Raw genomic sequence first — 26,510 nt, forward strand, 5'->3', positions numbered from 1 at the left:
ATTCGGAGGAGTTCGCCATGGGTGGCGTCAGTATCTGGCACTGGATCGTCGTCGGCGTCATCGTGATGCTGCTGTTCGGGCGCGGCAAGGTTTCCGAGCTGATGGGCGACGTTGCCAAGGGCATCAAGTCCTTCAAGAAGGGCATGGCCGACGATGACGAGCCGGCCACGCCGCCGCCGAGTGCAACTCCGGCCGATCCCCGGGTCATCGACCAGGCGACCACGAGCAATCCCGCTGCGGCCAAGGCCGAGCACAAGGCCTGATGGCGCGCCGCTTGCCTCAAGGCGAGCGGTTGAGAGGACGAGCCATCGATGTTCGACATCGCCTGGAGCGAATTGATGCTGATCGGGGCGGTTGCGCTCGTCGTGATCGGCCCCAAGGATCTGCCCAAAGCCATGCGCACTGTCGGCCAGGTGGTCGGCAAGGTGCGCCGCATGGCCAGCGAGTTCCAGGGCCAGTTCAATGACGCGATGCGCGAGGCCGAACTCCACGACCTGAAGAAGCAGGTCGAGGATGTCGGCGGCTCGGTGTCGTCAGCCATGAACTCCGACTACAAGCCCATAGAGATGCCCGGCGAGCCGGTCTCGACGGGCCTCGATGACGCGCAGATCAAGGAAGCCGAGGCCAAGCTCGCGGCGCTTCCGGCGCCCGAGCCCTTGCCGCCCGTCGAGATCGCGCCCGCGCCGATCGCGGACGCTGCGACCGAAGAGAAGCCCAAGCGCAAGCGTGCGCCCAAGGCGGAGCCCGAGGTCGCGGCAGTGGCGCTGGCGGACGAGCCTGCCAAGGCCGCCCCGCGCAAGCGCAAGGCCAAGGTCAGCGAACCCGAAGACGGGAGCGCAGCATGAGCGTCGTCAATGCGAAGGAGGGCGAGGACGAGATCGAGGCCTCGCGCGCGCCGCTGATCGACCATCTCATCGAGCTCAGGGCCCGGCTGATCAAGTCGCTGATCGCCTTCCTGCTGATGTTCTTCATCTGCTTTGCGGTCTCGACGCAGATCTACAACATCCTGGTGCAGCCATATGTATGGGCGGCCGGTAGCACCGCGAACGCGCAGCTCATCTACACAGGCCCGCTCGAGCTGCTCTTCACCCATATCAAGGTGGCGGCATTCGGAGCCGGCTTCTTCGCCTTCCCGGTGATCGCGACGCAGGTCTACAAATTCGTCGCGCCGGGCCTCTATAAGAATGAGAAGGCGGCGTTCGCGCCCTATCTCGTGGCGACGCCGATATTCTTCACGCTTGGCGCCGCACTGGTCTTCTTCTTCGCCATGCCGGTGCTGATGAAGTTCTCGCTCGGCATGCAGCAGGCCGCGACCGAGACCCAGGCCGGCATCGCGCTTCTGCCCAAGGTCAGCGAATATCTCTCGCTGATCATGACGCTGATCTTCGCCTTCGGCGTCGCCTTCCAATTGCCGGTGGTGCTGACGCTGCTCGGGCAGGCGGGGATCATCGATTCGCAGTTCCTGAAGGACAAGCGCCGCTACGCCATCGTCTTCGTCTTTGTCATCGCCGCGGTGCTGACGCCGCCGGACGTGATCTCGCAGCTGATGCTCGCCGTGCCGATGCTGCTGCTCTACGAGCTCTCGGTGTTCTCGGTGCGCTATGTCGAGAAGAAGCGGGCAGCCAGGAAGGCTGCGGAGGACGCCGCCGCGGACTGATCCTCTGCTGTCTCGCTTGCCGATCCTCCACCGTCATTCCGGACAAGCGGCGAAGCCGCGCAGCTCCGGAATCCATCATAGAGTGAAAGCGCTACGATGGATTCCGGGCGGCCGCTTTGATGCGCCGGGAATGACGACGCGGAGATGGGAGCGGTGTGGGTCTACATCATGGCCAGCGGCTGGAACGGCACGCTCTATGTCGGCGTGACCAACAGCCTCAGCCGGCGGATCGCTGAACATCGCGAAGGCCGAGGCTCAGAATTCGCTCGCCAATATGGCGTGAGCCATCTGGTCTATGCAGAACGGTACGACCGTGCCGACGAGGCGATCGCACAAGAGAAGCGAATGAAGAAATGGCATCGCGAGCGCAAGGTTGCGCTCATCGAAGCGGCCAATCCGACCTGGCGCGATCTCTCCGACAGGATCCATCTGGATTGAGGCTCTTTCCAAACCCGCCGCGTCATTCTGGCTGCAGCGAAGCGGAGCGCCGGAATCCATCGGAGGGCAAACTGGTTGCCTTGCTGCATCGCGCCGCCAATTTGCGCCCGGTGAGCCCTTCGATGGATTCCGGAGCTGCGCGGCTTCGCCGCTTGTCCGGAATGACGGTGAGTGGATGTTGAAGGGGGCCGGGCGACGATGGCAGTTCCATCGCTCGCCATCCCGGTCTAGAGCATGTCTCGCTGCATTCCGCAGCGACGGCATGGCCTGAGACCGATGTACGATATCAAATGGATTCGCGAGAACGCCGAGGCGTTCGATACCGGCTTGAAGCGGCGGGGGCTCGAGCCTTTGTCGTCGTCGCTGCTCGCACTCGACGATACCCGGCGCTCGGCCATCGCCAAGGCGCAAGGCTCGCAGGAACGCCGCAACGCCCTCTCCAAGGAGATCGGCAAGGCGATGGGCGCCAAGGATGTCGCGCTCGCCGACAGCCTGAAGGTCGAGGTCGCAGCGCTGAAGGAATTGCAGCCGGCGCTGGAGGCCGAAGAAAAGGCGGCGGTCGAGGCGCTGAACGAGCAGCTTGCCGCGATCCCGAACCTGCCCCATGACGACGTGCCCGAGGGCGCCGATGAACACGGCAATGTCGTGAAGTCGGTGCATGGCGATGCGCCCGAGAAAGCCGGCAGGCGGCTCTTCGGCTTCAACCAGGTCAAGGAGCATTACGAGCTCGGCGAGGCGCTCGGCCAGATGGATTTCGAGACGGCCGCCAAGCTCTCCGGCTCGCGTTTCGTCGTGCTGAATCAGCGGCTTGCGCGGCTCAACCGGGCGATCGGGCAGTTCATGCTCGACATGCATACGGAGCAGCACGGCTACACCGAGGTCAATCCGCCGTTGATGGTGCGGGACGATGCGATGTTCGGTACGGCGCAGTTGCCGAAGTTTCGTGAGGATCAGTTCAGGGCGGGCGAGGATCACTGGCTCATCCCCACAGCTGAAGTCCCGCTCACCAACCTCGTGCGCGAATCGATCCTCTCCGAGGAAGAGCTGCCGCGCCGCTATACCGCGCTGACGCCCTGTTTCCGGTCTGAGGCCGGCTCGGCCGGGCGCGATACCCGCGGCATGCTGCGCCAGCACCAGTTCGAGAAGGTCGAACTGGTTTCGATCACCACGCCCGAAAAGTCGCGCGAGGAGCATGAGCGCATGCTGGCCTGCGCCGAGGCCGTGCTGAAGAAGCTCGATCTGCATTATCGCGTGATGACGCTGTGCACGGGCGACATGGGCTTTGCCTCGCAGAAGACTTACGACATCGAGGTCTGGCTGCCGGGACAGAAGACCTATCGCGAGATCTCGTCCTGCTCGGTCTGCGGCGATTTCCAGGCGCGGCGGATGAATGCGCGCTACCGTGCGGGCGAGGGCGGCGCGCCGCGCTTCGTCCACACGCTGAATGGCTCGGGCACGGCGGTTGGCCGGGCGCTGATTGCAGTGATGGAGAACTACCAGAACGCCGACGGTTCGATCACGGTGCCCGAAGCGCTGCTGCCCTATATGCGCGGCGTGACGCGGATCGAGAAGGCGTAAGTGCACCTCGTTCGGGAAATAAGGCGCGGGGAACCCTCTCCCGTAGGGAGAGGGCAGGGTGAGGGGTCGGCCCCTCGACCAGCAACCTGCGAGATAGCCGCCGTTGGCTCGCAGCCACAGTGTCAAGCGGCCGACACCTCGCCCCTGCCCCTCTCCTTACAGGAGAGGGGTTCCCCGCGCTTCCCGCGCCTTTTGCTTCCCCGTTTGCCGAAAGCCTGACCCATGCGCATTCTCGTCACCAATGATGACGGCATCCATGCCGAGGGGCTGGCCGTGCTGGAGGCGATCGCCGCCCAGCTCTCCGACGATGTCTGGGTCGTCGCGCCCGAGACCGACCAGTCGGGCGTGGCGCATTCGCTGTCGCTCAGCAATCCGCTGCGCCTGCGCCAGATCGACAAGCGCCGCTACGCGGTCGCCGGCACGCCGACCGACTGCGTCATCATGGCGGCGCGCTCGATCATGATCGACCACCGGCCCGATCTCGTGCTGTCCGGCGTCAATCGCGGCCAGAACGTTGCCGAGGACGTGACCTATTCCGGCACGATCGCGGCCGCGATGGAGGGCACGCTGCTCGGCATTCCCTCGATCGCCGTCAGCCAGGCCTATGGGCCGGCCGGGCGTGACCAGATTCATTGGGACTGCGCCAAGCACCATGCGCCCGGCATCGTCCGGCGCCTGCTGGACGAGGGCATTCCGAAGGATGTGCTGTTCAACCTCAACTTCCCGAATGTCCCCCCGAGCGAGGTCGCCGGTGTCGCGGTCACGGTGCAGGGCCGGCGCGACCAGGAATTGATGAAGCTGGAGCCGCGCCAGGACGGGCGCGGCAACCCGTATTTCTGGATCGCCTTCCAGCGCAGCAAATCCGAGCCCGCCAACGGCACCGATCTGCGCGCGCTGTTCGAGAAGAAGATCTCGGTGACGCCGCTGGAGCTCGACCTGACCCATGAGCCGACGCTGACGCGCTTCGCGCAGGTGTTCGCTTGAGCCTCTTGGCATGATGTTCTCAGCCCTCATCCTGAGGAGCCGCGCAGCGGCGTCTCGAAGGATGTTCCAGCGCGCTCTGGAGCATCCTTCGAGACGCGGGCTGACGCCCGCTCCTCAGGATGAGGGCTGAGGTGGATTGCCGGCGATGAGAGAAGACGTTCCGATCGAAGAGGTGGTCGCAAGCGAGGGCGAGCGCACCGTCGCCTTCCTTTTGTCGCTGCGGGCGCAGGGCGTGCGCGATCTCACCGTGCTGCGCGCCATGGAAAGAGTGCCGCGCGAGCGTTTCGCGCCGTCGCGCTTTGCCGACCTGGCGCGCCAGGACGTCTCGGTGCCGCTGCCCTGCGGACAGACCATGACGGCGCCGCACACGGTCGCCGCCCTCCTGACCGCACTCGAGATGCAGCCCTCGGCCCGCGTGCTCGAGGTCGGCACCGGCTCCGGCTATGTTTCGGCGCTGCTGGCCGCGATGGGCGGCGAGGTCGTCTCGCTGGAGCGCTACCGCACGCTGGCGCTGGCCGCGCATGAGCGCGTCAGTGGCAATGGCTATGGCCAGTCGGTCGATCTGCGCCATGCCGACGGGTTCCAGCCGGACCGGACGCTCGGCCGCTTCGACCGCATCCTGGTCAATGGCGTCGCCCATGCCGTGCCCGAGGCGCTGTTGATGCGGCTTTCGCCGGGCGGGCGGCTCGTCGGGGCCCTGCGCGTCGAGGGTGTCGCGCGCCGGGTCGTGGTGACGAAGGCTGCCGATGGCAGCTTCGACCATGCCATGGGGCCGGTGGTGCGCCTGCCGCCGCTCGCGCCGGGCCTGGCGCGGGCGCTCTAGGCTTTTGTTCTAGCGCGCTTTCTTCACGCGAGCTGATATCGGCTTCGCGCGAAAACGTTCGGGAGCCGCGCAGAAAATCGAACATGGCGGGAGAGGGCGAAACGCTTTCGTAACCTGAACGGGGCTTTAATGCTCCCCATCGAGTTGCGTTGTTCGCGAGTGCCAGTCCATGCGTAGCCAGGTTGCCATGCGTATTCTAGTCGGATCGGGCCAGCCCAGCGTCGTCCTTCGCGTGTCGACGGTCTGCCTGCTTGCCCTGGGCGTCAGCGCCTGTTCCTCGGAGACGATGCGCTTCTCTGACGCGCCCTTCTCCAGCCCCTTCAAGAGCGCCCAGGCGGCCCCGCCCATGCGCGATCCTGCGACCACCGGTTCGATCGGCCGCGTCGCCAGCACGCCGCTGAACCCGCCATCCGCCCCGGTCATAGCCTCGGTCCGCTCGCAGCCGCTGCCGCCGCCGCAATCGGCCGTGGCGCTGCGCAATACGGCTCCGGCCCCCACCGGCGGCAACGCCTCGGGGTGGTCTGCGCAGGGTGGCACGCCGATCGTCGTCGCCCAGGGCGAGACGCTCGACATGATCTCCTCGCGTTATGGCGTGCCGCGTGCCGCGCTGATCTCCGCGAACGGGCTTTCGAGCCCCACTATCGCGCCGGGCTCGCGCCTGACCATTCCCGTTTATAACGCCAATGCAGCTTCGGCCCCGGCCGCGCGGCAGCAATTCGCCCAGAGCGCGCAGGTTCAAAGCGACGCCCGGCCGGAGCCTGCCCGCAACCTCGCGCCGCCGGCCGCGACGCCGACAGCTCCTGCGGCCCGCATCGCGGCTCCCGCCATGCCGGCCAGCGCGACCGCCAGGGCCAAGGCTGTCGCCGAAGCCAAGGCGAGCGCTGCGGCCGAGTCCAAGGCGACCGAGGCTGCCCAGGCCAAGACCAAAGCCGCAACTGACGCGCAGGCGATGCGCGAATCGCGCGCCAAATTCGCAGCCGAGGCCAAGGCGAAGGCCGAGGCGCGTAAGACGACCGTCGCGGCGGCTCCTGTCGCGGCTGTCGCCAAGCCGGTCGTTGCCGAGGTGAAGAAGCCTGCGCCCGAGAAGGCGAAGCCAGTGGTGGTCGCCAGCGCGCCTGCCGCCGAGCCCAAGGTCACTGCTGTGCCGAAGGCAGCGCCTGAGCCCGTTGTTACCGCAAGCCTGCCCAAGCAGCCCGCCGAGGAGGCTGCCTCCGACAAGGCCGATTTCCGCTGGCCGGCGCGTGGCCGTGTCATCAGCGGCTATAGCGGCAAGGGCGGCAATGAGGGCATCAACATCGCCGTGCCGGAAGGCACGCCGGTGAAGGCGGCCGAAGGCGGCACCGTCGCCTACGCCGGCAGCGAGCTGAAGGGCTACGGCAATCTGGTGCTGATCCGCCACCCCAACGGCTATGTCTCGGCCTATGCCCATAACGGCGATCTGAAGGTCAAGCGCGGCGACACGGTCAAGCGAGGCCAGGTCGTCGCCAATTCCGGCCAGTCCGGCAACGTCTCCTCGCCGCAGCTGCATTTCGAGCTGCGCAAGGGCTCCGCGCCGGTCGATCCGACGCCTTACCTGAACAACTAAGCGATCCTGGAAATTCGAGATCCTGGAATTCCAGATCCCGGAATTCGATCGGTACCCGCGAGACCCCACCGATCGGAACAAGGCGGGGCGGTCCCAGGAAAGGCCGCCCCGCTATTGCTTTGAGCACTGACGTCATGGCCGGGCTTGACCCGGCCATCTCATATTCTCGCCTCATCCTGGCTGAGATCCTCGGAGCTGCGCCGGAGAATGACGCTGTCAGCCGCGCCTCACCCCTCCAGCCTCTTCCCCAGCCGCCCGGCCAGGTCCTGGATGTATTGCCAGGCGGTGCGGCCCGAGCGGGAGCCGCGCGTCGTCGCCCATTCCAGCGCCTCGCGACGCAAGTCCTCGGGCGCGACCTTAAGGCCGAAATGGCCGACATAGCCGTCGATCATCGCCAGATACTCGTCCTGGCTGCATTTGTGGAAGCCGAGCCAGAGGCCGAATCGGTCCGACAGCGAGACCTTTTCCTCGATCGCTTCGCCGGGGTTGATCGCGGTCGAGCGCTCATTGTCCATCATGTCGCGGGGCATCAGATGCCGGCGATTCGAGGTGGCGTAGAATACGACGTTCTCGGGCCGGCCCTCGACGCCGCCGTCCAGCGCCGCCTTCAGCGATTTGTATGAGGTGTCGTCGCCATCGAAGGAGAGATCGTCGCAGAACACGATGGCGCGGTGCCGGTCCGCCCGCAGCAGCGCCATCAGCACGGGCAGGCTCTCGATGTCCTCGCGATGGATCTCGATCAGCTTCAGCGGCAGCGCCTTGTCCTTGAGCCGCGTGTTGGTGTCGGCATGGACCGACTTGACCAGGGAGGACTTGCCCATGCCGCGCGCGCCCCAGAGCAGGACGTTGTTGGCGGGCAGGCCGCGCGCGAAGCGCTCGGTGTTCTCGGCCAAAGTGTCGCGGACGCGGTCGACGCCGCGCAACAGCGAGAGCGCCACCCGGTTGACCCTGGCGACGGGCGCAAGCTCCGCCCCAGCCGGGTGCCAGACGAAAGCGTCGGCCACTGTCAGATCAGCCGGCTTGCGGGAGGGGGGAGCGATGCGCTCCAGGGCGGAGGCGATGCGCAGGAGCGTCGCGAGCGTCTGGTCGGTAGCGGTGTCGGTCATCTGGAAAGCGCCTTGAAACAGGTGAGCCGCGGCAGCCGTACCCGACGGTACGGTTCGACAATCCGGTAAACTGCACCTCGCTGCAAAGCGCAAGGCCATTGCGCGAATGATGGCAAGCCCATAGGTGGGGGGCGCGGCTGGATGTCCGGCTGCTCTCAGATTGATTTACCGGCGTCCGTGGCTATAGTCCGCGCGATTTTGACAAGCCTGACGATGCTTTTGCCGCGCCCCGCGGCCGGTGGCCTTTTGCGCCGCCGCGATGAAGGAGCCTATTCGTGATCACCCCTGCTTTCGCTCAAGGCCTCGGCGGCGGTTCCTCCGACGTGCTGATGTCGCTGGTGCCGTTCGTTCTGATCTTCGTCATCATGTGGTTCCTGATCATCCGCCCGCAGCAGAAGCGGGTGAAGTCGCATCAGGAGATGATCAAGAACGTTCGCCGCGGCGACACGGTGGTCACTTCGGGCGGCATCGTCGCCAAGGTGTCGAAGGTCATCGATGACGGCGAGATCGAGGCCGAGATCGCCGAGGGCGTGCGCGTCCGGCTGGTCAAGGGCATGATCTCGGAAGTGCGCGCCAAGGGCGAGCCGGTCAAGAGCTGAACGACGCACCGGCTCCAAAGCGAGCCGGCGCGCGACAACAAGGCTGTTCAAGCAGATGCTTCGTTTCCAGGCCCGCAAGGTCATCGTCGTCCTTCTCGTGCTGTTCTTCGGTTGCGGTCTTGCGCTGCCGAACCTGTTTTCCCAGCAGACCCGAGACGCGATCAAGAACGGCGCGCCGTCCTGGATTCCGCGCATCCTGCTGCCGATCCACGCTGTCGTGCTCGGGCTCGACCTGCAGGGCGGCTCGCATGTGCTGCTGGAAATCGACCGGAGCGACCTGATCCGCAGCCAGGTGACGCAGCTGCGCGACGATCTGCGCCGCATCCTGCGCGAGGAGCGCATCAGCTTCCAGGGCGGTATCGGCACGATCGCGCGCGGCGTGCAGGTGCGCGTTCCCGAGGCCGCCGACCGCGCCAAGCTGCTGCCAAAGCTGCGTGAACTCGCTCAGCCCGTCGGTACGCTGGGCGCCTTCGGACCGTCCAGCAACAGCACGCTGGAGGTGACGGAGCAGCCCGACGGGCTGGTTCAGCTCTCGGTGACCGAGGCGGGCATCAATGAGCGCATCCGCCGCGCCGCGGGACAGGCGATCGAAGTCATCCGCCGCCGCATCGATCCCGACGGTACGGTCGAGCCCAGCATCCAGCTTCAGGGCATCGACCGGATTCTCGTCCAGGTTCCGGGGCTGCAGGATCCGCAGCACCTCAAGACCATCCTGGGCCAGACGGCAAAACTGCAGTTCCGCTTCGTGGCGGAGCCGGGCGCGACCGATGTCGACATGCTGCCCTCGAAGGATAATGGCGGCCAGCGCATCCCGGTCAGCCGGCAGGTCATCGTCGAGGGCGCCGATCTGATCGACGCCCAGCCGGCCTTCGATTCCCGCACCAGCCAGCCGATCGTCAATTTCCGCTTCAACATCCGCGGCGCGCAGCGCTTCGGCCAGGCGACGACCGAGAATCTGGGACGCGCGCTCGCCATCGTGCTTGATGACGAGGTGATCTCGTCTCCGGTGGTGCAGTCGCCGATCACCGGCGGCTCCGGCCAGATCTCAGGCAACTTCACCGTCGAGAGCGTCAACAATCTCGCCATCCTGCTGCGCGCAGGCGCATTGCCGGCGAAGATGACGATCGTCGAGGAGCGCACCGTCGGCCCCGGCCTCGGCGCCGATTCGATCCATGCCGGCAAGCTCGCGACCTTGATCGCAACCGCGCTGGTGATCCTCTACATGCTCGCGACCTATGGCGTGTTCGGGTTGATCGCCTCGATCGCGCTGCTCGTCCATGTCTGCCTGATCTTCGGGCTGATGTCGGTGCTGGGCGCGACCATGACGCTGCCGGGCATCGCCGGCATCGTGCTCACCATCGGCACGGCGGTCGATTCCAACGTGCTGATCTATGAGCGCATGCGCGAGGAGGAGCATCAGGGCCGCCCGCTGGTCTCGGCTCTGGAGGCTGGCTTTCAGCGCGCCTTCGCCACCATCATCGATTCCAACGTCACCATGCTGATCGCGGCCGTGGCGCTGTTCTCGCTCGGCTCCGGACCGGTGCGCGGCTTTGCGGTCGTCTTCATCCTCGGCATCCTGACGACCGTGATCACGGCCGTGACGCTGACGCGGATGCTGATCGCGCTGTGGTATCGCTTGGCTCGGCCCAAGCATCTGCCGTTCTGACGCTGCCAACCCTTTTCAGGAGATAGCGCATGCGTCTGCTTCGCATCGTTCCCGACAATACCCGCTTCAAATTCGTCCGCTTCCGGCGCTTCAGCTATCCGTTCTCGGCCGCCTATTCGATCCTGACGCTCGTCCTGTTCCTGACTGTCGGCCTGAATTACGGCATCGACTTCAAGGGCGGCACGCTGATCGAGATGCAGGCCAAGGATGGCAAGGCCGAGATCGCCCAGGTCCGCTCGACCGCCCATGGCCTGGGCTTCGGCGAGGCCGAGGTGCAGGAATTCGGCACAGCCGGCGATATCTCGATGCGCTTCGCCTTGCAGGCGGGCGGCGAGGCGGCCCAGCAGGCGGTTGTCGTCAAGGCGCGCGAGGCGTTCTCGGCGAATTATGACTTCCGCCGTGTCGAGACGGTCGGCCCGCGTGTGTCAGGCGAGCTGGTCCAGGCCGGCACGCTCGGCGTCGTGCTCGCGATCGTCGGCGTGCTGATCTATCTCTGGTTCCGCTTCGAGATGCCGCTTGCCATCGGCGCGATCCTGGGCACGCTGCACGATATCGTCCTGACGATCGGCTTCTTCCTGATCACACAACTCGAATTCAACCTGACGTCGATTGCGGCGATCCTGACCATCGTCGGCTATTCCTTGAACGAGACGGTGGTGGTGTTCGACCGCACGCGCGAATTGCTGCGCCGCTACAAGACGATGCCGATCGACGAGTTGCTCGACCTCTCCGTGAATTCGACGCTTTCGCGCACGGCGATGACCGCGACGACGACCTTCCTGTCGCTGCTGGCGCTGGTCTTCTTCGGCGGCACGGCGATCGAGGGTTTCGCGCTCGTCATGCTCTTTGGGGTCGTCGTCTGCACCTATTCGGCGATGTTCGTCTCGACGCCGGTTCTGCTCTACATGGATGTGCGCTTCGGCCGCCCGGAAAGCGCCGAGGAGAAGGCTCCCGCCGCCACAAAGGCCAAGGCCAAAGCCTGATTTCGCGCCTTGGTCCTCGCCCTGAGGCGCCACGTCACGGCGCCTCGAAGGATGAGGGCCGTGGTTGGACTGGAATGGATCGATCATGGCGCGCTTCGACGGTTTCGTTCCGGGCCGGCATCAGATCGACGCTTTCGGCGCCGGCGGCTTCCGCTTTGCCGATATGAGCCATCGCGGCTCGATCCTGGCGACGCCGGCAGGCATCCGGATCTGGCCGGTGACGGCCTTTGCCGGGATCACGCGCGAGAGCCTGCAGCAGGTCCTCGACGAGGCCGAGGGCATCGATTTCCTGCTGATCGGCACCGGGCACGACATCGCCTTCATCCCCGCATCCCTGCGCGAGGCGTTCCGCGAGGCTGGAATCACCATCGAGGGCATGGCGACTGGGGCTGCGGCGCGCACTTACAACGTGCTGGTCGGCGAGGACAGGCGGGTGGCTGCGGCATTGATCGCGGTTGATTGAGCGCCTGCCATGACGACGAACGCATAGCCACGCACCCATCCTGGGCCTAGACTGAGGGGCGAGCGAGAGCATTGCGCGAAAAAGTGAGCACCGGTTTTTCGCATGAGCAATGCTCTCAACTTTTAGGATCGAGGCCTTCCCTCCGAGAGCTGGCCAAGGCGGAAACCATGCCGCAGACGACGCAAACCGACGATCGTTCCAAGACCGTGGCGCCGGCCCTGCCGGAGGCTTATGCGCATTGCGCCGCGCTGGTGCGCGAGCATGACCATGACCGCTATATCACGACCCTTTACGCGCCCGAGGCGCAGCGGCCGGCGCTGTTTGCACTCTATGCCTTCAGCCATGAGATCGCCCGCGTGCGAGCTCTGGTCAGCGAGCCGCTGCCGGGCGAGGTGCGCATGCAATGGTGGCGCGACCTGCTTGAGAACGAGGCCAATGACCAGGGCGGCAAACGCGAGGGCCAGGCCCACCCCGTCGCGGCCGCGCTGCTCGACGCCGTCGCGCGCTACCGTCTGCCGATCGCGCCGCTGACGGGGCTGATCGAGGCGCGCATCTTCGATCTCTATGACGACCCGATGCCGTCCTTGCGCGACCTTGAAGGCTATGCCGGGGAGACCTCGAGCGCCCTGATCCGGCTCGCCTCGATCGTGCTGGCCAATGGCACCGATCCGGGCGGCGCGGCGGCTTGCGGCCATGCCGGCGTCGCCTATGCGCTGTGCGGGCTGATGCGGGCCTTTCCGTGGCACTCGGCGGCAGGACAGGTCTACATCCCGGCCGATATCCTCGCCCGCAACGGCGTGACCCGCGACGATATCGTGCGCGGGCGCGGCGGGCCGGGCGTGCTCTATTCGCTGAAGGAACTGCGCGAGATCGCGCGCAGGCATCTCAAGAAGCTGCGCGAGATGCGCGAGACGGTGCCCTCGGCGGTCGCGCCCGCCTTCCTGCCCGTCGCGCTGGTCGAGCCCTATCTCAAGCGCATGGAGCGCAGCGGCTACGACCCCTATCGCACGATCATCGCGCTGCCGGCCTGGCGGCGGCAATGGACGATCTGGCGGGCGGCGAAGGCGGCGCGGTAGCCGCTGTCGTTCATGACATCACTGCCGTCATTCCGGGGCTTCGCGTAGCGAAGAGCCCGGAACCCAGAACCGATGAGGGTTCCAGGGTAAGCCTCGGATACCAACGCCTCGATGAAAAAGCGCATCGGTTCTGGGTTCCGGGCTCAGGCCTGCGGCCTGCCCCGGAATGACGCGGCGTGTCGTTGAGACAGCACTACTCCGCCGCCTGAACCTCGACCCCGCCCGCCCAGGCCTCCATCTCCGCCTTCGCCCTTGCCGTCAGTGCGTGCTTGCGCGCGACGCTCTTGGCTGGACCCTTGAGCTTCTTGCCGTCGGGGCCATGCGTCGCCTGGCCCTCGATATGCGGGAACAGGCCGAAATTGATGTTCATCGGCTGGAAGGAGCGCGGGCCCTCGTCGATGGTGACGATATGGCCGCCGGTGATGTGGTTGACCAGCGCGCCCAGCGCCGTCGTCGCGGGCGGCAAAGCGAGGTCCCGGCCGAGGCGCTCGGCCGCGGCCATGCGCCCCGCCAGCAGGCCGATCGCGGCGCTCTCGACATAGCCCTCGCAGCCGGTGATCTGGCCGGCGAAGCGCAGGCGTGGATCGGCCTTCAGGCGCAGCCGCTCGTCGAGCAGCTTCGGCGAGTTCAGATAGGTGTTGCGGTGGATGCCGCCGAGCCGGGCGAATTCGGCGTTCTGCAGCCCCGGGATCATCCGGAAGATCGCGGCCTGCTCGCCATATTTCAGCTTGGTCTGGAAGCCGGTCATGTTGAACAGCGTGCCCAGCGCATTGTCCTGGCGCAATTGCACCACCGCATAGGCCTTGACCGTCGGGTTGTGCTTGTTGGTCAGCCCGACCGGCTTCATCGGTCCCCAGCGCAAGGTCTCGCGGCCGCGCTCGGCCATGACCTCGATCGGCAGGCAGCCGTCGAAATAGGGCGTGCCCTCCCATTCCTTGAACTCGGTCTTCTCGGCGGCGAGCAGGGCGTCGATGAAGGCCTCGTACTGGTCGCGGTCGAGCGGGCAGTTGATGTAGTCGGCGCCGGTGCCGCCCGGGCCGACCTTGTCGTAGCGCGACTGGAACCAGGCCTGGTCCATGTCGACGGAGTCGAAATGCACGATCGGCGCGATGGCGTCGAAGAAGGCGAGCGAATCCTCGCCGGTGAGCGACTGGATGCCTTGCGCCAGCGCCGGCGAGGTGAGGGGGCCGGTCGCGATGATGACATTGTCCCAGTCGACTGGGGGTAGGCCGGCGATCTCGGCGCGGTCGATCGTGATCAGCGGATGGCCTTCGAGCGCGGCCGTCACGGCTTGCGAGAAGCCGTCGCGGTCGACCGCGAGCGCGCCGCCGGCCGGCACCTGATGCGCGTCGCCCTTGGCGATGATCACCGAACCGAGCCGGCGCATCTCCCAGTGGAGCTGCCCGACCGCATTGCTCAGCGAATCGTCGGAGCGGAAGGAATTGGAGCAGACGAGCTCGGCCAGGCCTTCCGTCTTGTGCGCCTCGGTGCCGCGCACCGGCCGCATCTCGTGCAGCACGACCGGCACGCCGGCCTCCGCGATCTGCCAGGCGGCTTCGGAACCGGCAAGGCCGCCGCCGATGATGTGTATGGGTTTGACTGTCATGCCAGCGATGTGTCGCTACAGGCGCGCGCGGTCAAGAGACGGATCGACCTTGCGCGAGCTTATCCGGCAATCGGCCGGCGGCTTTCGCCGCCGTGGAGCCGCGATCGGACCGCAGGCAGGGCCCAAAACGCAAAATGCCCGCTCGAAAGCGGGCATTCGCTCTTCGACCAGGTCCGAGGGGAGGACACGAACCCGGGAGAACTACTTGTAGAAGCCGTGAAGGCTCAGACGGCGGCGTGGGTCCGCGCGACGAAAGCGATTTCCGAACGCGACAGGCCGAGATCGTCCAGCTCGCGGTCGGTCAGGCGCGACAGCTCGCGAACGGTCTCACGGTAACGAAGATAAGAGCGGATCTTGGCAGCGATCATGGTGACGAACATGGTGAAAGTCCTCGGTTTTTTCGGGGCCTTTTGGCCCTGACAGCGATGAATTCGTTGTGCACTGCATATATGGGAGCACCCTTGCCTGAAACAGAGGCGCTAGATCAGTTCCGTTATGCGCTTTGCGCATGTCGATTTAAGAAATGCTTCATAAATCGGGCGTTGTCCCGCGGTGAGGGTCTGGCTAGCCCATCAAGGGCGATCCGATTCTGCCTATTTCATCGCCATTCGAGCGCTTGGTCGTTAACAGAACGCTGCTTTGCCTTCTTTACAGGCATGCTGCACCTGCTCAGTCCATGCGTGAGGGCCGGGTCGGCGGGGTGACGCAAGGGGAGCAGGAGCCAGGCGGACGGTTTTGCGCGAAAAGAATCACGTTTTCCGCGCTCGACGGCCTTGCGATCACGCAGCTGTGACCATTTGCGCCCGATTGCGCCGATTCCGCCCCTTGGCAGTGCATCCGCGCCGCCGCACTCTGCCGCCCCTTCAGACATGCGAGGAACCGCCATGACGAGCAGCACCAGCGCGAAAGCCGCCAAACCCCTGCTGGAGGGACTCGACGGCCTCGTGCGCGAGCCCTTCTCGCGCCGCGGCTTCGTCATGACCGGGCTGGTCACCGGCTTCACCGCCGCCACCACCGTGGTGCAGGGCCAGACCATTTCCACGGATGCAACGGGGCTCGAGGCCGGCGAGGTCAAGATCCCGACCAGCGACGGCATGATGCCGGGCTACCGGGCCATGCCGAGCGGGGCAGGGCCGTTCCCGGTCATCCTCGTGATCGAGGAGATATTCGGCGTCCACGAATATATCAAGGACACCTGCCGCCGCCTCGCCAAGCTCGGCTATTGCGCCGTCGCGCCCGAGCTGTTTGCCCGGCAGGGCGATCTCACGAAGATGACCGATGTGCAGCAGATCGTGCGCGATGTGATCGCGAAGAAGCCCGACGCCGAGATGCTGTCGGATCTCGACGCGGCCGCCGCCTGGGCCGCGGCGAGCTCGAAGGGCAATATCCAGAAGCTCGGCGTCACCGGCTTCTGCCGAGGCGGGCGCGGCGTCTGGCTCTACTGCGCCCATAATCCGGCTCTCAAGGCCGGCGTCGCCTGGTACGGCCCGCTCGGCGGCAACCGCAGCGACATCCAGCCCAGGACGGCCGCCGATGTGGTCGGCGAGCTCAAGGCCCCGGTGCTGGGTCTCTATGGCGCCGCCGACACCGGCATCCCGGTGGCCGATGTCGAGAAGCAGCGCGACGCCGCCAAGGCGGCCGGCAAGACGGTCGAGATCATGATCTATCCGGACACGCCGCACGGCTTCCATGCCGATTATCGCCCGAGCTACCGCAAGGCGGCGGCCGATGACGGCTGGGCCCGGATGCTGGCCTGGTTCAAGACCTACGGGGTGGCGTGAGCCTGGGCTTATCCAAGTAGGCCGCTTTTCCTTCCCTTGGATGGGATAAGGAAAGGCAGCCCGAAGTCGGCGCCTTTTCCGGATGCGAGAGGGGCTGAGGCCCCGCTCTGCCCGTCAGCGGAAGCTTCTCATGCTGGTGCAGTTCATGAAGGCCATATGCGCCGCGGTGCCGCGTTTCGCCGACCGCCAGCGCATGTGGCCGGGACGGTGAGGGTCGGGATAGATGCTTCCGCCATTCTCGAGCGCGCATGCGCATGAGACACGGTCCCTGAACGTCCGGCATTCCTGAGGCGCCCCGCCAAACTGGGCGAAAGCCATCGACGACAGGCCGATGCTGCGGTGCTGCCCGGCATCCTTGGATCTGGCTCGCGGGACGTGGTGCCGCTCATCCCGGCCTGCGCGGGCAAGGCGCGGCGTCCGCGCTCACCCCGCGATATTGCCCGCCGCCTTCGCCCAGGCCTCATTCCCGAGCTCGATCCCGAAGCGCTGGGCCAGCACGGCCCTGAGCGCGTCGCCATCCGCGATCTCCTGGATGACCGACGGCTCGCCCAGCCGGTGCTCCGTCAAGCGCCGGTTCAGCAAGGCGAGCCGGCCCTTCGGCAGCACGCGGGCGGCGATCAGGCTGTAGGTGAAATGCGAGGCGGGGTGGGTCGCGACGTAGTGGTTGGCGACCTGGTCGTCGATCGGCCAGGTCTCGTCGAGGGTGAAGCGGTAGATCAGGCGCCATTCGCCGGCGACCTTTGCGCGCAGCCACCAGATCTCGCCGCTGCGGTCGAGCCGGTAGGGCTCGTGCGGGGTTTGCTGCTCGATTTCGGGGACGAGCCGCATCGGGCCGGTCAGGACCTGGCCGCCGAGGCCGATATCGCAGAGCAGGTCCTGGCCCTCGCAGGTCAGGCGCAGCACCTTGTGGGTGCGCGCGACCTGCGCCTCCTCGGGTTTGCCGAGCATGACGCGGCCAGACATCTGCACGACCTTGAAGCCGAAGGCCTCCAGCACCGCCTTGAACAAGGTGTTCTGCTCGAAGCAATAGCCGCCGCGTCGGGACTGCACGAGTTTCGCGACGAGCGCCGGCAGGTCGAGCGGCGGCGTGCGGCCCGAAAGCGGGTCGAGATTCTCGAAGGGGATCGCCTGCGGGTGCAGGAGATGCAGCGCGTTCAGCGCGGCGCGCGTCGGGGCGACCGCGCCGTCATAGCCGATCCGGGCGAGATAGGCGGCAAGGTCCGGGGCGGAGAGGGCGGCGCTTTGAGGCATGATCGTCTCGTCGGTTGCAGCGTTCCCAGGCTGCGGCGAGTCGGGAACCCCGGGGAGGATTGCGCCTTGCGGCGGCTCCGCGCAAATCGCGGGCGCGAGCTCGCCGGGCGAGGGCAGCCTGGCTAAGTACCTGCCTGGCGAAAACTTCCGTTGCGGCAGCAAGGCGCTTGCGAAGACTTCGCTCAGGCGACGCAGGCATGCCTGAATTCTGCCTCTATCAAGTCATGTCTTGGCATTCGCTGTCCGATATCGGGCAAGCCGAGCGAGGTTCATCATGAAACACGTCTCAATTCTCTCAGGCGCTGCCGGCCTGCTTTTGATGTCGATGTCGTTTGCCGGCGCGCAGACGACGCCCGCCACGCCGGCGGTGACCGCGCCTGCTACGACCACGGCCCCTGCTGCTGCCAAGCCTGCTGCTACCAAGCCTGCCGCCGCGGCTCCCGCGACGCGGACGGCAAAATCCAAGGAATGCTCTGTACAGGCCGACCAGAAGGGGCTGCACGGCAAGGCGCGCAAGAAATTCCGCGACGCCTGCAAGAAAGCCTGAGTCAAATAGCGTGATCTGGGCCCGTGCGCCGTCTCGCGGCGGCGGGCCTTTTTGGGGTTGCGAGGCATAAAGGGGTGGGGCGAGATGAGTTTGCTTGATGGGTTGAAGGGCGCCCTTGGCGGCCTCGTCGAACAGGCGGAGGCGCAGTTTCTGCCCGAGTTGCTGTCGAAGGCCCTGGCCAGCACCAGCCTCGGCTCGCTGCAGGGCCTGCTCGAGAAATTGCAGGCCTCGGGTCTTGGCCCACAGGTCGCCTCCTGGCTCGGCAGCGGCGCCAACCAGCCGGTGACGGGGGACCAGATCGAGGCGGCGCTCGGCGACACCATCATCGGCAAGATCGCCTCGACCTTCAATCGCTCGCCCGACGAGGTGGCCGGCTTCCTCGCCGCCCATCTTCCGACGCTGATCAATGCGCTGAGCCCGAACGGCGCCTTGCAGCCGCACGCGTGAGCGGGTTTGGCGAGGGGCGGGGAAATTCGTTCCCCTGCCTGTAAACCAGCGAGCGCGGGAACCATCTCCTGTAAGGAGTGGGTAGGGTGAGGTGTCGGCCGTTTGACGCCGTGGCCGTAACCTCACCGCTGCTCCATCGTCATTGCGAGCGAAGCGAAGCAATCCAGGAGGGCTTGCTCTACCTCCCCTGAATTGCTTCGCTTCGCTCGCAATGACGGTAAGGACGCCACGCAACTGGTCCAGGGGCCGACACCTCACCCCTGCCCCTCTCCTTACAGGAGAGGGGTTCCCCGTTGCGGTTCCTGCAGCTGCACAAAATCTCCGCCGGCGTTTCCGCTGCAGTTTTTCCCTTCTCCCCTGGCGGGAGAAGGTGGCGCGCAGCGCCGGATGAGGGGGCGCCGTGCCCTGTCGGTCATGGTCGCCCTTGTTGTCGCGACCATCCTCGTCTTCGCGCCCAGTGTCAGCGCCGCAAGGCGTGGATGCTCGGAACAAGCCCAAGCATGACGGCTGGGCGCGGGAGCCGCATGGAGACTAGCTACGGGCGAACTTTGTCCGCGCCGGAATGTGGCACTCATCTATACGGAATGCACTAAGCCTTCAGGCAGAGCACCACATAATCAGCCAATGTGGCCCAGAGCATTTTCAGGTGAGCGGGAGAGACATTGAAATTCGGTGAGTGCACATAACGGTTCAGCGTGTCGATGGACAGGATCGCGTCGCCGTGTTGCAATTTGTTGATTACGCTGAGATATTTCTTCTCGATCTTGCCCTGAGTATGAAGATCGGCTGCCACTTTGGCGACCTTGTTGGCCAACTTGTCGTTGGGGTGAATGCCGACCAGCTTAATGCGGCTGATGTAATTGTCCGTCGATAATTCGAGTAGAACCCGCAGCAGTACCGAGATTGCATTGGGGTGTGATGCCAACTCCAATCGGAACTGGAGTTCTTCCCAAATCTCTCGATGACGGTGCAAGTGCGCCGGCCAAACGATACCATAGTCGACATGAGGAATGAGATGCGGCCATATAATCGGCTTTGCCGGCTTCGGATTTGGCTTAGAGGCTGCGACTGGTGGGACTGCAGCCGCGGCCGATAGCGCATTTTTCAATTTAGGAGTGACTTTTGGTAGGACGCCTTCGCTGTCTAACTGATCAATATATTCTAGTTTAGAATCAGTATCCCATACGTCATCCAAAGTGATGACGCGAGTAGCCATATCTGACGCCACTCGTTGAAGCGCACGTAGTGTATCTGTCTCATCTCGGATAAGTTCCAGCTTACCTTTGCGAACCGAAATGCCGAAGCGATTACGTAATGACTCTGCGGACAGCAAGCGGTTGAGATTGGAGCGAGGAATTCTGCGCAACGGCGCCATTTTGGCCGCGCGCAAACGTTTTTCAATTTCGTCAGCAACATTCAGCCCTGCACTTTTGCCCGTGCGGATGACGAAATTGTTCTTCATCCGGTCTGTCCAAGTGCTTTGGCCTATACCGCCTTGGACGCCGGTATGGCGTCGATAAAGAATATCGTCGACGCGGTCACGATCCGATTCCACGCGACACTCGAGTTTTTCCGGGAACTTGCCAATCCATTGTTGACGCTGTTCTGCAAAGAACTGCTGCAATTCAATCGTCGGTGCGCGTCGAGGCGAGGCGAGCAATTTCAAGCAAGTGGTCCGACGATTTCCGTCAGCAACAATAAAGGCGTCGCCGGCTGGGTAGACAAGTGGTGGTTCGAATACCTCGCCTTTAGCAACAAGATCTTTTGCAAGAGCCCGCATATGCGTCTCCTGTGTTGCAAAGAGTTGCGCGATCGCTGCTGTTTCGTTTTCAAGTTCCCCATGCCGATCGTTCGCCGGATTGACGATCAGCGACCCTAACGGCAACTGCCGATAAGCCATCAGCTTGTTTCTCCGTTGCCGAGAACCCCATGATAGCGTTCGTCGTATGGGTTGCAAATGCGTCCGCCGGACGAATTGTGTAAAGCCCAATATCTGAACTGTCCAGGTTTTACATCTACAACCGCAAACTAATTGCGCAATAAATTGATCTTCTCTCGGCTGTTTGCTGCTTCTTCTTTCGCGCCAATTTTGTCAAAAACGGCCGCTGCTTCTTCCAGATAGGTAATCGCCTTTGCGATATCCTCTTTGGAGGAGGTGACATTCGGCATGCGGGCGTGATGAGCAAAAATTGAGCCTATTCGCTCCTGAATCTGTGCCCATCTATGTGGGTGCTGTTCGCGATTAAATATCGATCCGGAAATCTCATAGCTTTGAATGGCTCTAACAAGGTATACTTCACCGATTTCATTATCAATGGCGACCGCATGATCTGTAAGAACTCGAGCCAGAAGTTCGTGAAGCGCGGCGGCGTGTAGAGGGTATGCGATTACTGATGTAGTTTCTATGGCCGAATTGAATTCCGAAATGGCCCGAATACGAAGGAAATTTGCTTTATGAGATTCTAGGTTTTTCGTGCTGGCCATTTCTGCCAGAACGCCGCCGATATTGGCTTTAGCCGCTCCCCAGTTCTCCGCATCAGAGTAAAGTTCGCTGATCTCTAGCGTCTCGCGAAAGGCGCCGAGGGCTTGGTCAAGCGCTTCGTTCGTGTCGATGGGAGCATCGATGTTTCGGGAGGTCAGAAGCGCAGCGCCCAAGCTATTGCATGTATAGGAGCGCAGTTCTTGAGCCTTTTTATCGTTGCGCAAATTTATACGAAGGTTTTGTAGCAACGATATTGCCTCAGTAACGTCCGCGGTTTCCGAGCCATTCTCTAACTTGGCGCGATCCAGAAGAAGATTGGCTAGGTTGACTTTCATCGAACCAACGTCGAACGATTCATCCTCATTTCCAGAATAATTCGCAGCTTGGCGCGAGTAGAAAATAGCTTTATCTAAAGTATTTTTCCCAACGTTTTGTGGATTGGAGAGGTAATAATTTCGCATAGTGAGGCCCAGGCGGTAGTTGGCCCCAGCAAGCAATCTGGCGCTGGATTTAACATGATCAAGGTCGAGCAGTGGTTTTAAAAGCTCTATGGCGAGATGGAACGCAGGGTTCAGAGACCGCTTTGCAACCTCGTAAATCCGATGTGCTGAATCCTCCAGGAGTTTTGCCATTTCTTTTTCATCGAAGGGCTTAAAGAATTCAGCTGCGGATCGGTAATGCGCTAACGCAGTATCAGGCCGCCCGCCAAGCAAGCAGTTATCTCCGCGGGTAACGCGGATCGCGGCATGCTTTCTTATCTCGGCCAAGGTTCGGTCGTTTTGGTAATGTTCCTCAGCATGCGCCAGAAGCTCGTCGACCTTGTCAAATTGGCCTTCGGCGAGAGCTATGTTTGCGTCATCTTTCAGTTTCGAAAGAGCCGCTTCTGGTACGTCAATGCTGGCGATACGATTACGTAGTGCGGACCATTCAGCTGCCTTTCCACGCAGGAAATCGTCCAGGTCCGCGAGACTTGCGTTGGGTTTACTATGCTCGAATTGCCGAGCGATGGCGTCGATCAGATTCCGTGCTTCCCGATAAGCACGATCCAGATCACTGTCCGGTTGTTTCGTGGCACGTTTGGCGCATTCCTCGATCTCTGCGGGCGCAATCTTCAGCGCCAGTATGATCGGATCGATTGTTTTCAGGTGCGGATTAGCGACGAGTCCGCTCTCAAGCTCGCTGATCCGGCGCGTCTTGCTACTGGTGTTGTAGGCGTCTTCGGCCAGTTGAGTTTGTGTGAGACCGAGCGCCCGACGCTTCTGTAGGATCAGCTCGCCCAGGGCTTGACCAAAGGTCTGATGGGCCATTTCCGCATTTACTCCGCATATGTTGCGCACATCATCCGCAAATGCAGGGAGCTGCAAGTGGTAGATTTGGCCGACACACAGATGTCGTCCGGACGGCGATCTCTCAACGATGGAAGATTGCTACAATGAACCAAGCTAAATGGTTTGCAGTAGGCGCTGCTACGTTGCAGCTAGCAACTCAGTTCGGCTTTTCCATGGAGCTGCTGGCTGCAACCTTCGCATTGGCCGCGGCGCTGGCCGACTTGGACCCTCAACGATAAAGGGCTTTAAATAAGGTGGGTGTGGCGTGCGCCTCAAGACCACCTACCTAACCAGTTGGCGTCTGCCGCCCCCTCACTCCGCCGCCTGCCTCGCCCCTTCTTGATCGGCTGCCGCGCCAGCACCTCCTTGAGAAACCGCGCGGTGTGGCCCTTGCCGATGCGGACAACATCCTCCGGCGTGCCCTGGGCCACGACCTCGCGGCCGCCGTCGCCGCCTTCGGGGCAGAGGTGGAGGACCCAGTCGGCGATCGTGATCTCGAGATTGCTCGTCAGGCCGACATTCTTCCCCGGTGTTCGCCCGCACGAACAAGCCTGACCCGCTGCCCGCGAAGAGGGAATACCTCGCGACGAGCGCTGCTGTCGTTCAGAGTGGCTTGATGAAATAATAGCGCCGGATGCCGCCGCCGAGCGTCTTGTTGCTCGCTGAAACGGCGACCTCCTCGCGCAGGAGCTGGTAGCCGGCGCCGCGATAGAGCGCGAGCGCATCACCTTGCAACTCGGAGGTGCTGAGGTCGAGGCTCGCCTTGCCGCGGCGGCGGCACTCTTCCTCGGCAAAGGCGAGCATGCCCCGGGCGATGCCGTGCCGGCGCGCGGCCGGATCGACATACATGCGCCGCAACTCCATCGCCGCCGGGCCGGAGGGCTCCAGCCCGAACATGCCGAGGAGGCCGGCCTCACCGGTAGCGACCCAGAAGCCGCCCCGCTTCTCGCCGTAATAGGCTGTGATGCGGCCGATCTCCTCGTGCAGCGAGCGCTCGATATACGCCTCGAACGCCTCTGAGAGATGAGGCGGGGCGAGCTGCCGGTTGACCCGGATGAAAAGGTCCCGCACCGCAGCCGCATCTTCCGCGGCGAAAGGCCTGATCGCGACGCTCGCATCCATGGCAGACGGTCCCGTCCTATTCCGCCGCCTGCACCTGCTGGGCTTTGACGCCCTTCTTGATCGGCCGCCGCGCCAGCACCTCCTTGAGGAAGCGCGCGGTGTGGCCCTTGCCGATGCGCACCACATCCTCCGGCGTGCCCTGGGCCACGACCTCGCCGCCGCCGTCGCCGCCTTCGGGGCCCATGTCGATGATCCAGTCGGCGGTCTTGATGACTTCGAGGTTATGCTCGATCACCACCACGGAATTGCCCTGCTCGACCAGCTCGTGCAGCACCTCCATCAGCTTGGCGACATCGTGGAAATGCAGGCCGGTGGTCGGTTCGTCCAGGATGTAGAGGGTGCGGCCGGTGGCGCGCTTGGAGAGCTCCTTCGAGAGTTTGACGCGCTGGGCCTCGCCGCCTGAGAGCGTCGTCGCCTGCTGGCCGACCTTGACGTAGTCGAGCCCGACGCGGTGCAGGGTCTCCATCTTCTCGCGGATCGAGGGCACGGCCTTGAACAGGATTTTTGCCTCCTCGACCGACATGTCGAGCACATCGGCGATCGACTTGTCGCGGTATTTCACCTCGAGCGTCTCGCGGTCGTAGCGCTTGCCCTTGCAGACGTCGCAGGTGACGTAGACATCGGGCAGGAAGTGCATCTCGATCTTGATGACGCCGTCGCCTTGGCAGGCCTCGCAGCGGCCGCCTTTCACGTTGAATGAGAAGCGGCCTGGCTGATAGCCGCGCGCCTTGGCCTCGGGCAGGCCGGCGAACCATTCGCGGATCGGCGTGAAGGCGCCGGTATAGGTCGCCGGGTTGGAGCGCGGCGTGCGGCCGATCGGCGACTGGTCGATGTCGATGACCTTGTCGAGCAGCTCCATGCCCTCGATGCGCTCATGCGGGGCAGGGTGCTCGATTGAGCCGTTGAGCTTGCGCGCCACCGCCTTGTAGAGCGTGTCGATGACGAGCGTCGACTTGCCGCCGCCCGAGACGCCCGTGATGCAGGTGAACAGCCCGAGCGGGATCTCGACCGTGACATCCTTGAGGTTGTTGCCGCGCGCGCCGACGATCTTGAGCGAACGCCCCTTGGTCGCCTTGCGGCGCTTGTCGGGCACCGCGACCGAAAGCTCGCCGGTGAGATAGCGGCCGGTGAGCGAATCCGGGTTGTCGAGAATGTCCTGCGGCGTGCCCTTGGCGACGATCTCGCCGCCATGGATGCCGGCGCCGGGGCCGACATCGACGACGTAGTCGGCGGTCAGGATCGCGTCCTCGTCATGCTCGACGACGATGACGGTGTTGCCGAGGTCACGCAGGCGACGCAGCGTGCCGAGCAGGCGCTCATTGTCGCGCTGATGCAGGCCGATCGAGGGCTCGTCCAGCACATAGAGCACGCCGGTGAGGCCGGAACCGATCTGGCTGGCGAGGCGGATGCGCTGGCTCTCGCCGCCCGAAAGCGTGCCGGAGCCGCGGGCGAGCGTCAGATATTCCAGCCCGACATCGAGCAGAAAGGTCAGGCGGTCGCGGATTTCCTTGAGGATGCGCGGGGCGATCTCGTTCTGCTTCTTCGACAGGCGCGAGGGCAGGGCGCTGACCCACTCCAGCGCGTCCTTGACCGAAAGCCGCGAGATCTCGCCGATATGGCGCATGTCGATCTTCACCGCCAGTGCCTCGGGCTTGAGGCGGAAGCCGTCGCAGGCCTTGCACGGCGTCTCGGACATGAAGCGGCCGATCTCCTCGCGGGCCCAGTCCGACTCCGTCTCCTTCCAGCGCCGCTCCATATTGGTGATCACGCCCTCGAAGGGCTTCTTCACCTCGTACGCCCGCAGGCCGTCATTATAGGCAAAGCGCACCGGCTCGGTGCCGGTGCCGAACAGGATCGACGTCTTCGCCTTCTCCGGCAACTCGCTCCAGGGCTTCGTCATCGAGAAGCCGAAATGCTTGGCGAGCGCGTCGAGCGTCTGGCCGTAATAGGGCGAGGTCGACTTGGCCCAGGGCGCGATCGCGCCTTTCTTCAGGGAGAGCGCATGATCGGGCACGATCATCTCGGGATCGATGCGCATCTCATGGCCGAGCCCGTCGCAGGCCGGGCAGGCGCCGAAGGGGTTGTTGAAGGAGAACAGGCGCGGCTCGATCTCGGGGATGGTGAAGCCGGAGACCGGGCAGGCGAATTTCGAGGAGAAGGTGACGCGCCTGGCCTCGCCATTCTCGTCCTTCTCATCGGCATATTCGAAGACGGCGATGCCGTCGGCGAGCTCCAGCGCCTGCTCCAGCGAGTCGGCGAGGCGGGCGCCGAGATCGGGCCTGATGACGATGCGATCGACCACGACGTCGATGTCGTGCTTGAACTTCTTGTCGAGCGCCGGCGCGTCGGGGATCTCGAAGAACTCGCCATTGACCTTGACGCGCTGGAAGCCGCGCTTCAGCCACTCGGCCATTTCCTTGCGGTACTCGCCCTTGCGGCCGCGCACCACGGGCGCGAGCAGATAACCGCGCGTCTTCTCCGGCAATTCGGTCAGCCGGTCGACCATCTGCTGCACGGTCTGGCTCTCGATCGGCAGGCCGGTCGCTGGCGAATAGGGAATGCCGGCCCGCGCCCAGAGCAGGCGCATATAATCGTGGATCTCGGTGACGGTGCCGACCGTCGAGCGCGGGTTCTTCGAGGTCGTCTTCTGCTCGATCGAGATCGCTGGCGAGAGCCCGTCGATCTGGTCGACATCGGGCTTCTGCATCATCTCGAGGAACTGACGGGCATAGGCCGAGAGGCTCTCGACATAGCGGCGCTGGCCCTCGGCATAGATCGTGTCGAAGGCGAGCGACGACTTGCCCGAGCCCGACAGCCCGGTGAAGACGACGAGCTTGTCGCGCGGAATCGCGAGGTCGACATTCTTGAGATTGTGCTCGCGCGCGCCGCGCACGGAAATCACGCGCGAATCGACCTTGCGGTTGGCGTCGAACATATCTTCGAGCGCGGCGGCCTGATCGGCGAGGGAAGACTTGCGGGCCATGGGGG

24 protein-coding genes are annotated in these 26,510 nt (G+C 64.1%); 16 read left to right on the top strand and 8 right to left on the bottom strand.

Going from position 1 to position 26,510, the window contains the following annotated elements:
• The first annotated feature begins 17 nt into the window (after positions 1 to 17).
• The 8 genes from CYD53_RS07535 (at position 18) to CYD53_RS07570 (ending at position 7,065) form a co-directional block, all read left to right on the top strand.
• On the top strand, positions 18 to 263 hold the full coding sequence (locus CYD53_RS07535) for a twin-arginine translocase TatA/TatE family subunit (protein WP_069691983.1): 246 nt from the start codon (positions 18 to 20) through the stop codon (positions 261 to 263).
• Positions 264 to 311: 48 nt separating this feature from the next.
• The gene (tatB, locus tag CYD53_RS30495) at positions 312 to 845 is read left to right on the top strand and encodes a Sec-independent protein translocase protein TatB (protein ID WP_210202299.1); all 534 of its coding nucleotides are present in this window, start codon (positions 312 to 314) and stop codon (positions 843 to 845) included.
• Complete coding sequence (gene tatC, locus CYD53_RS07545; protein WP_103717454.1) at positions 842 to 1,657, top strand: twin-arginine translocase subunit TatC; 816 nt, start codon at positions 842 to 844, stop codon at positions 1,655 to 1,657. Before tatB ends, tatC begins: the two co-directional genes overlap by 4 nt.
• 168 nt (positions 1,658 to 1,825) lie before the next feature.
• A complete protein-coding gene (locus CYD53_RS07550) occupies positions 1,826 to 2,095 on the top strand; it encodes a GIY-YIG nuclease family protein (protein ID WP_245928128.1) in 270 nt (89 codons plus the stop codon).
• A gap of 276 nt (positions 2,096 to 2,371) precedes the next feature.
• Complete coding sequence (gene serS, locus CYD53_RS07555) at positions 2,372 to 3,673, top strand: serine--tRNA ligase (protein WP_103717456.1); 1,302 nt, start codon at positions 2,372 to 2,374, stop codon at positions 3,671 to 3,673.
• A 222-nt stretch (positions 3,674 to 3,895) separates the two neighbouring features.
• Positions 3,896 to 4,657: a 5'/3'-nucleotidase SurE gene (gene surE, locus CYD53_RS07560; protein WP_103717457.1), complete on the top strand. Its 762-nt coding sequence runs from the start codon at positions 3,896 to 3,898 to the stop codon at positions 4,655 to 4,657.
• Between the two features lie 145 nt (positions 4,658 to 4,802).
• The gene (locus tag CYD53_RS07565) at positions 4,803 to 5,480 is read left to right on the top strand and encodes a protein-L-isoaspartate O-methyltransferase family protein (protein ID WP_103717458.1); all 678 of its coding nucleotides are present in this window, start codon (positions 4,803 to 4,805) and stop codon (positions 5,478 to 5,480) included.
• Between the two features lie 187 nt (positions 5,481 to 5,667).
• Positions 5,668 to 7,065, top strand: a complete 1,398-nt coding sequence (locus tag CYD53_RS07570; RefSeq protein ID WP_103717459.1) for a peptidoglycan DD-metalloendopeptidase family protein — start codon at positions 5,668 to 5,670, stop codon at positions 7,063 to 7,065.
• A gap of 227 nt (positions 7,066 to 7,292) precedes the next feature.
• Here the strand turns inward: CYD53_RS07570 and CYD53_RS07575 are convergent, their stop codons facing one another.
• Positions 7,293 to 8,171 (bottom strand): ATP-binding protein, encoded by an 879-nt coding sequence (locus CYD53_RS07575; protein WP_103717460.1) that lies wholly within the window; start codon positions 8,169 to 8,171, stop codon positions 7,293 to 7,295.
• A 329-nt stretch (positions 8,172 to 8,500) separates the two neighbouring features.
• Here CYD53_RS07575 and yajC point away from each other — a divergent pair, with 329 nt between their 5' ends.
• The 5 genes from yajC to CYD53_RS07600 all read left to right on the top strand — a co-directional run bounded on the left by yajC (position 8,501) and on the right by CYD53_RS07600 (position 12,958).
• On the top strand, positions 8,501 to 8,770 hold the full coding sequence (gene yajC, locus CYD53_RS07580) for a preprotein translocase subunit YajC (RefSeq protein ID WP_103717565.1): 270 nt from the start codon (positions 8,501 to 8,503) through the stop codon (positions 8,768 to 8,770).
• A 55-nt stretch (positions 8,771 to 8,825) separates the two neighbouring features.
• Entirely contained in the window at positions 8,826 to 10,436 is a 1,611-nt protein-coding gene (secD, locus tag CYD53_RS07585; RefSeq protein WP_103717461.1) for a protein translocase subunit SecD, read from the top strand.
• Between the two features lie 29 nt (positions 10,437 to 10,465).
• Entirely contained in the window at positions 10,466 to 11,419 is a 954-nt protein-coding gene (gene secF, locus CYD53_RS07590; protein ID WP_103717462.1) for a protein translocase subunit SecF, read from the top strand.
• 85 nt (positions 11,420 to 11,504) lie between these two features.
• Positions 11,505 to 11,882 (top strand): Mth938-like domain-containing protein, encoded by a 378-nt coding sequence (locus CYD53_RS07595; protein WP_103717463.1) that lies wholly within the window; start codon positions 11,505 to 11,507, stop codon positions 11,880 to 11,882.
• 167 nt (positions 11,883 to 12,049) lie between these two features.
• Positions 12,050 to 12,958, top strand: coding sequence for a phytoene/squalene synthase family protein (locus CYD53_RS07600; RefSeq protein ID WP_103717464.1), 909 nt, complete (start codon positions 12,050 to 12,052; stop codon positions 12,956 to 12,958).
• A 193-nt stretch (positions 12,959 to 13,151) separates the two neighbouring features.
• Here CYD53_RS07600 and trmFO read toward each other — a convergent pair whose 3' ends face one another.
• Complete coding sequence (trmFO, locus tag CYD53_RS07605; RefSeq protein ID WP_103717465.1) at positions 13,152 to 14,564, bottom strand: methylenetetrahydrofolate--tRNA-(uracil(54)-C(5))-methyltransferase (FADH(2)-oxidizing) TrmFO; 1,413 nt, start codon at positions 14,562 to 14,564, stop codon at positions 13,152 to 13,154.
• Between the two features lie 224 nt (positions 14,565 to 14,788).
• Positions 14,789 to 14,944 (bottom strand): DUF1127 domain-containing protein, encoded by a 156-nt coding sequence (locus CYD53_RS07610; RefSeq protein WP_082358930.1) that lies wholly within the window; start codon positions 14,942 to 14,944, stop codon positions 14,789 to 14,791.
• 504 nt (positions 14,945 to 15,448) lie between these two features.
• On the opposite strand from CYD53_RS07610, the gene CYD53_RS07615 reads away from it, so the two are divergent.
• The gene (locus tag CYD53_RS07615; RefSeq protein WP_146055843.1) at positions 15,449 to 16,345 is read left to right on the top strand and encodes a dienelactone hydrolase family protein; all 897 of its coding nucleotides are present in this window, start codon (positions 15,449 to 15,451) and stop codon (positions 16,343 to 16,345) included.
• A 423-nt stretch (positions 16,346 to 16,768) separates the two neighbouring features.
• On the opposite strand, the gene CYD53_RS07620 is transcribed toward CYD53_RS07615, so the two are convergent.
• Entirely contained in the window at positions 16,769 to 17,596 is an 828-nt protein-coding gene (locus CYD53_RS07620; protein ID WP_103717466.1) for an arylamine N-acetyltransferase family protein, read from the bottom strand.
• 274 nt (positions 17,597 to 17,870) lie between these two features.
• Between CYD53_RS07620 and CYD53_RS07625 the strand changes: the two genes are divergently transcribed.
• Complete coding sequence (locus CYD53_RS07625) at positions 17,871 to 18,143, top strand: PsiF family protein (RefSeq protein ID WP_103717467.1); 273 nt, start codon at positions 17,871 to 17,873, stop codon at positions 18,141 to 18,143.
• A gap of 84 nt (positions 18,144 to 18,227) precedes the next feature.
• Entirely contained in the window at positions 18,228 to 18,590 is a 363-nt protein-coding gene (locus CYD53_RS07630; RefSeq protein WP_103717468.1) for a YidB family protein, read from the top strand.
• Between the two features lie 589 nt (positions 18,591 to 19,179).
• Here the strand turns inward: CYD53_RS07630 and CYD53_RS07635 are convergent.
• The 4 genes from CYD53_RS07635 to uvrA form a co-directional block, all read right to left on the bottom strand.
• Entirely contained in the window at positions 19,180 to 20,490 is a 1,311-nt protein-coding gene (locus CYD53_RS07635) for a hypothetical protein (RefSeq protein WP_103717469.1), read from the bottom strand.
• A gap of 128 nt (positions 20,491 to 20,618) precedes the next feature.
• Positions 20,619 to 22,379 carry a helix-turn-helix domain-containing protein gene (locus CYD53_RS29880; RefSeq protein ID WP_146055844.1) on the bottom strand — a complete coding sequence of 587 codons (1,761 nt, stop codon included), beginning with the start codon at positions 22,377 to 22,379 and terminating at the stop codon, positions 20,619 to 20,621.
• Between the two features lie 624 nt (positions 22,380 to 23,003).
• Positions 23,004 to 23,522 (bottom strand): GNAT family N-acetyltransferase, encoded by a 519-nt coding sequence (locus CYD53_RS07645; RefSeq protein ID WP_103717471.1) that lies wholly within the window; start codon positions 23,520 to 23,522, stop codon positions 23,004 to 23,006.
• A 16-nt stretch (positions 23,523 to 23,538) separates the two neighbouring features.
• Positions 23,539 to 26,457 carry an excinuclease ABC subunit UvrA gene (gene uvrA, locus CYD53_RS07650; RefSeq protein WP_245928139.1) on the bottom strand — a complete coding sequence of 973 codons (2,919 nt, stop codon included), beginning with the start codon at positions 26,455 to 26,457 and terminating at the stop codon, positions 23,539 to 23,541.
• Positions 26,458 to 26,510 lie beyond the last annotated feature (53 nt).

The organism is Allobosea psychrotolerans (genome assembly GCF_002917105.1).
GTDB classification, from domain to species: Bacteria; Pseudomonadota; Alphaproteobacteria; order Rhizobiales; family Beijerinckiaceae; genus Allobosea; species Allobosea psychrotolerans.

Bases quoted from the DNA above. Each gene is read 5' to 3' on its own strand.
- CYD53_RS07535 (WP_069691983.1), top strand. From the start codon at position 18: ATGGGTGGCGTCAGTATCTGGCACTGGATCGTCGTCGGCGTCATCGTG.
- tatB (WP_210202299.1), top strand. From the start codon at position 312: ATGTTCGACATCGCCTGGAGCGAATTGATGCTGATCGGGGCGGTTGCG.
- tatC (WP_103717454.1), top strand. From the start codon at position 842: ATGAGCGTCGTCAATGCGAAGGAGGGCGAGGACGAGATCGAGGCCTCG.
- CYD53_RS07550 (WP_245928128.1), top strand. From the start codon at position 1,826: ATGGCCAGCGGCTGGAACGGCACGCTCTATGTCGGCGTGACCAACAGC.
- serS (WP_103717456.1), top strand. From the start codon at position 2,372: ATGTACGATATCAAATGGATTCGCGAGAACGCCGAGGCGTTCGATACC.
- surE (WP_103717457.1), top strand. From the start codon at position 3,896: ATGCGCATTCTCGTCACCAATGATGACGGCATCCATGCCGAGGGGCTG.
- CYD53_RS07565 (WP_103717458.1), top strand. From the start codon at position 4,803: ATGAGAGAAGACGTTCCGATCGAAGAGGTGGTCGCAAGCGAGGGCGAG.
- CYD53_RS07570 (WP_103717459.1), top strand. From the start codon at position 5,668: ATGCGTATTCTAGTCGGATCGGGCCAGCCCAGCGTCGTCCTTCGCGTG.
- CYD53_RS07575 (WP_103717460.1), bottom strand. From the start codon at position 8,171: ATGACCGACACCGCTACCGACCAGACGCTCGCGACGCTCCTGCGCATC.
- yajC (WP_103717565.1), top strand. From the start codon at position 8,501: ATGTCGCTGGTGCCGTTCGTTCTGATCTTCGTCATCATGTGGTTCCTG.
- secD (WP_103717461.1), top strand. From the start codon at position 8,826: ATGCTTCGTTTCCAGGCCCGCAAGGTCATCGTCGTCCTTCTCGTGCTG.
- secF (WP_103717462.1), top strand. From the start codon at position 10,466: ATGCGTCTGCTTCGCATCGTTCCCGACAATACCCGCTTCAAATTCGTC.
- CYD53_RS07595 (WP_103717463.1), top strand. From the start codon at position 11,505: ATGGCGCGCTTCGACGGTTTCGTTCCGGGCCGGCATCAGATCGACGCT.
- CYD53_RS07600 (WP_103717464.1), top strand. From the start codon at position 12,050: ATGCCGCAGACGACGCAAACCGACGATCGTTCCAAGACCGTGGCGCCG.
- trmFO (WP_103717465.1), bottom strand. From the start codon at position 14,564: ATGACAGTCAAACCCATACACATCATCGGCGGCGGCCTTGCCGGTTCC.
- CYD53_RS07610 (WP_082358930.1), bottom strand. From the start codon at position 14,944: ATGTTCGTCACCATGATCGCTGCCAAGATCCGCTCTTATCTTCGTTAC.
- CYD53_RS07615 (WP_146055843.1), top strand. From the start codon at position 15,449: ATGACGAGCAGCACCAGCGCGAAAGCCGCCAAACCCCTGCTGGAGGGA.
- CYD53_RS07620 (WP_103717466.1), bottom strand. From the start codon at position 17,596: ATGCCTCAAAGCGCCGCCCTCTCCGCCCCGGACCTTGCCGCCTATCTC.
- CYD53_RS07625 (WP_103717467.1), top strand. From the start codon at position 17,871: ATGAAACACGTCTCAATTCTCTCAGGCGCTGCCGGCCTGCTTTTGATG.
- CYD53_RS07630 (WP_103717468.1), top strand. From the start codon at position 18,228: ATGAGTTTGCTTGATGGGTTGAAGGGCGCCCTTGGCGGCCTCGTCGAA.
- CYD53_RS07635 (WP_103717469.1), bottom strand. From the start codon at position 20,490: ATGGCTTATCGGCAGTTGCCGTTAGGGTCGCTGATCGTCAATCCGGCG.
- CYD53_RS29880 (WP_146055844.1), bottom strand. From the start codon at position 22,379: ATGGCCCATCAGACCTTTGGTCAAGCCCTGGGCGAGCTGATCCTACAG.
- CYD53_RS07645 (WP_103717471.1), bottom strand. From the start codon at position 23,522: ATGGATGCGAGCGTCGCGATCAGGCCTTTCGCCGCGGAAGATGCGGCT.
- uvrA (WP_245928139.1), bottom strand. From the start codon at position 26,457: ATGTTCGACGCCAACCGCAAGGTCGATTCGCGCGTGATTTCCGTGCGC.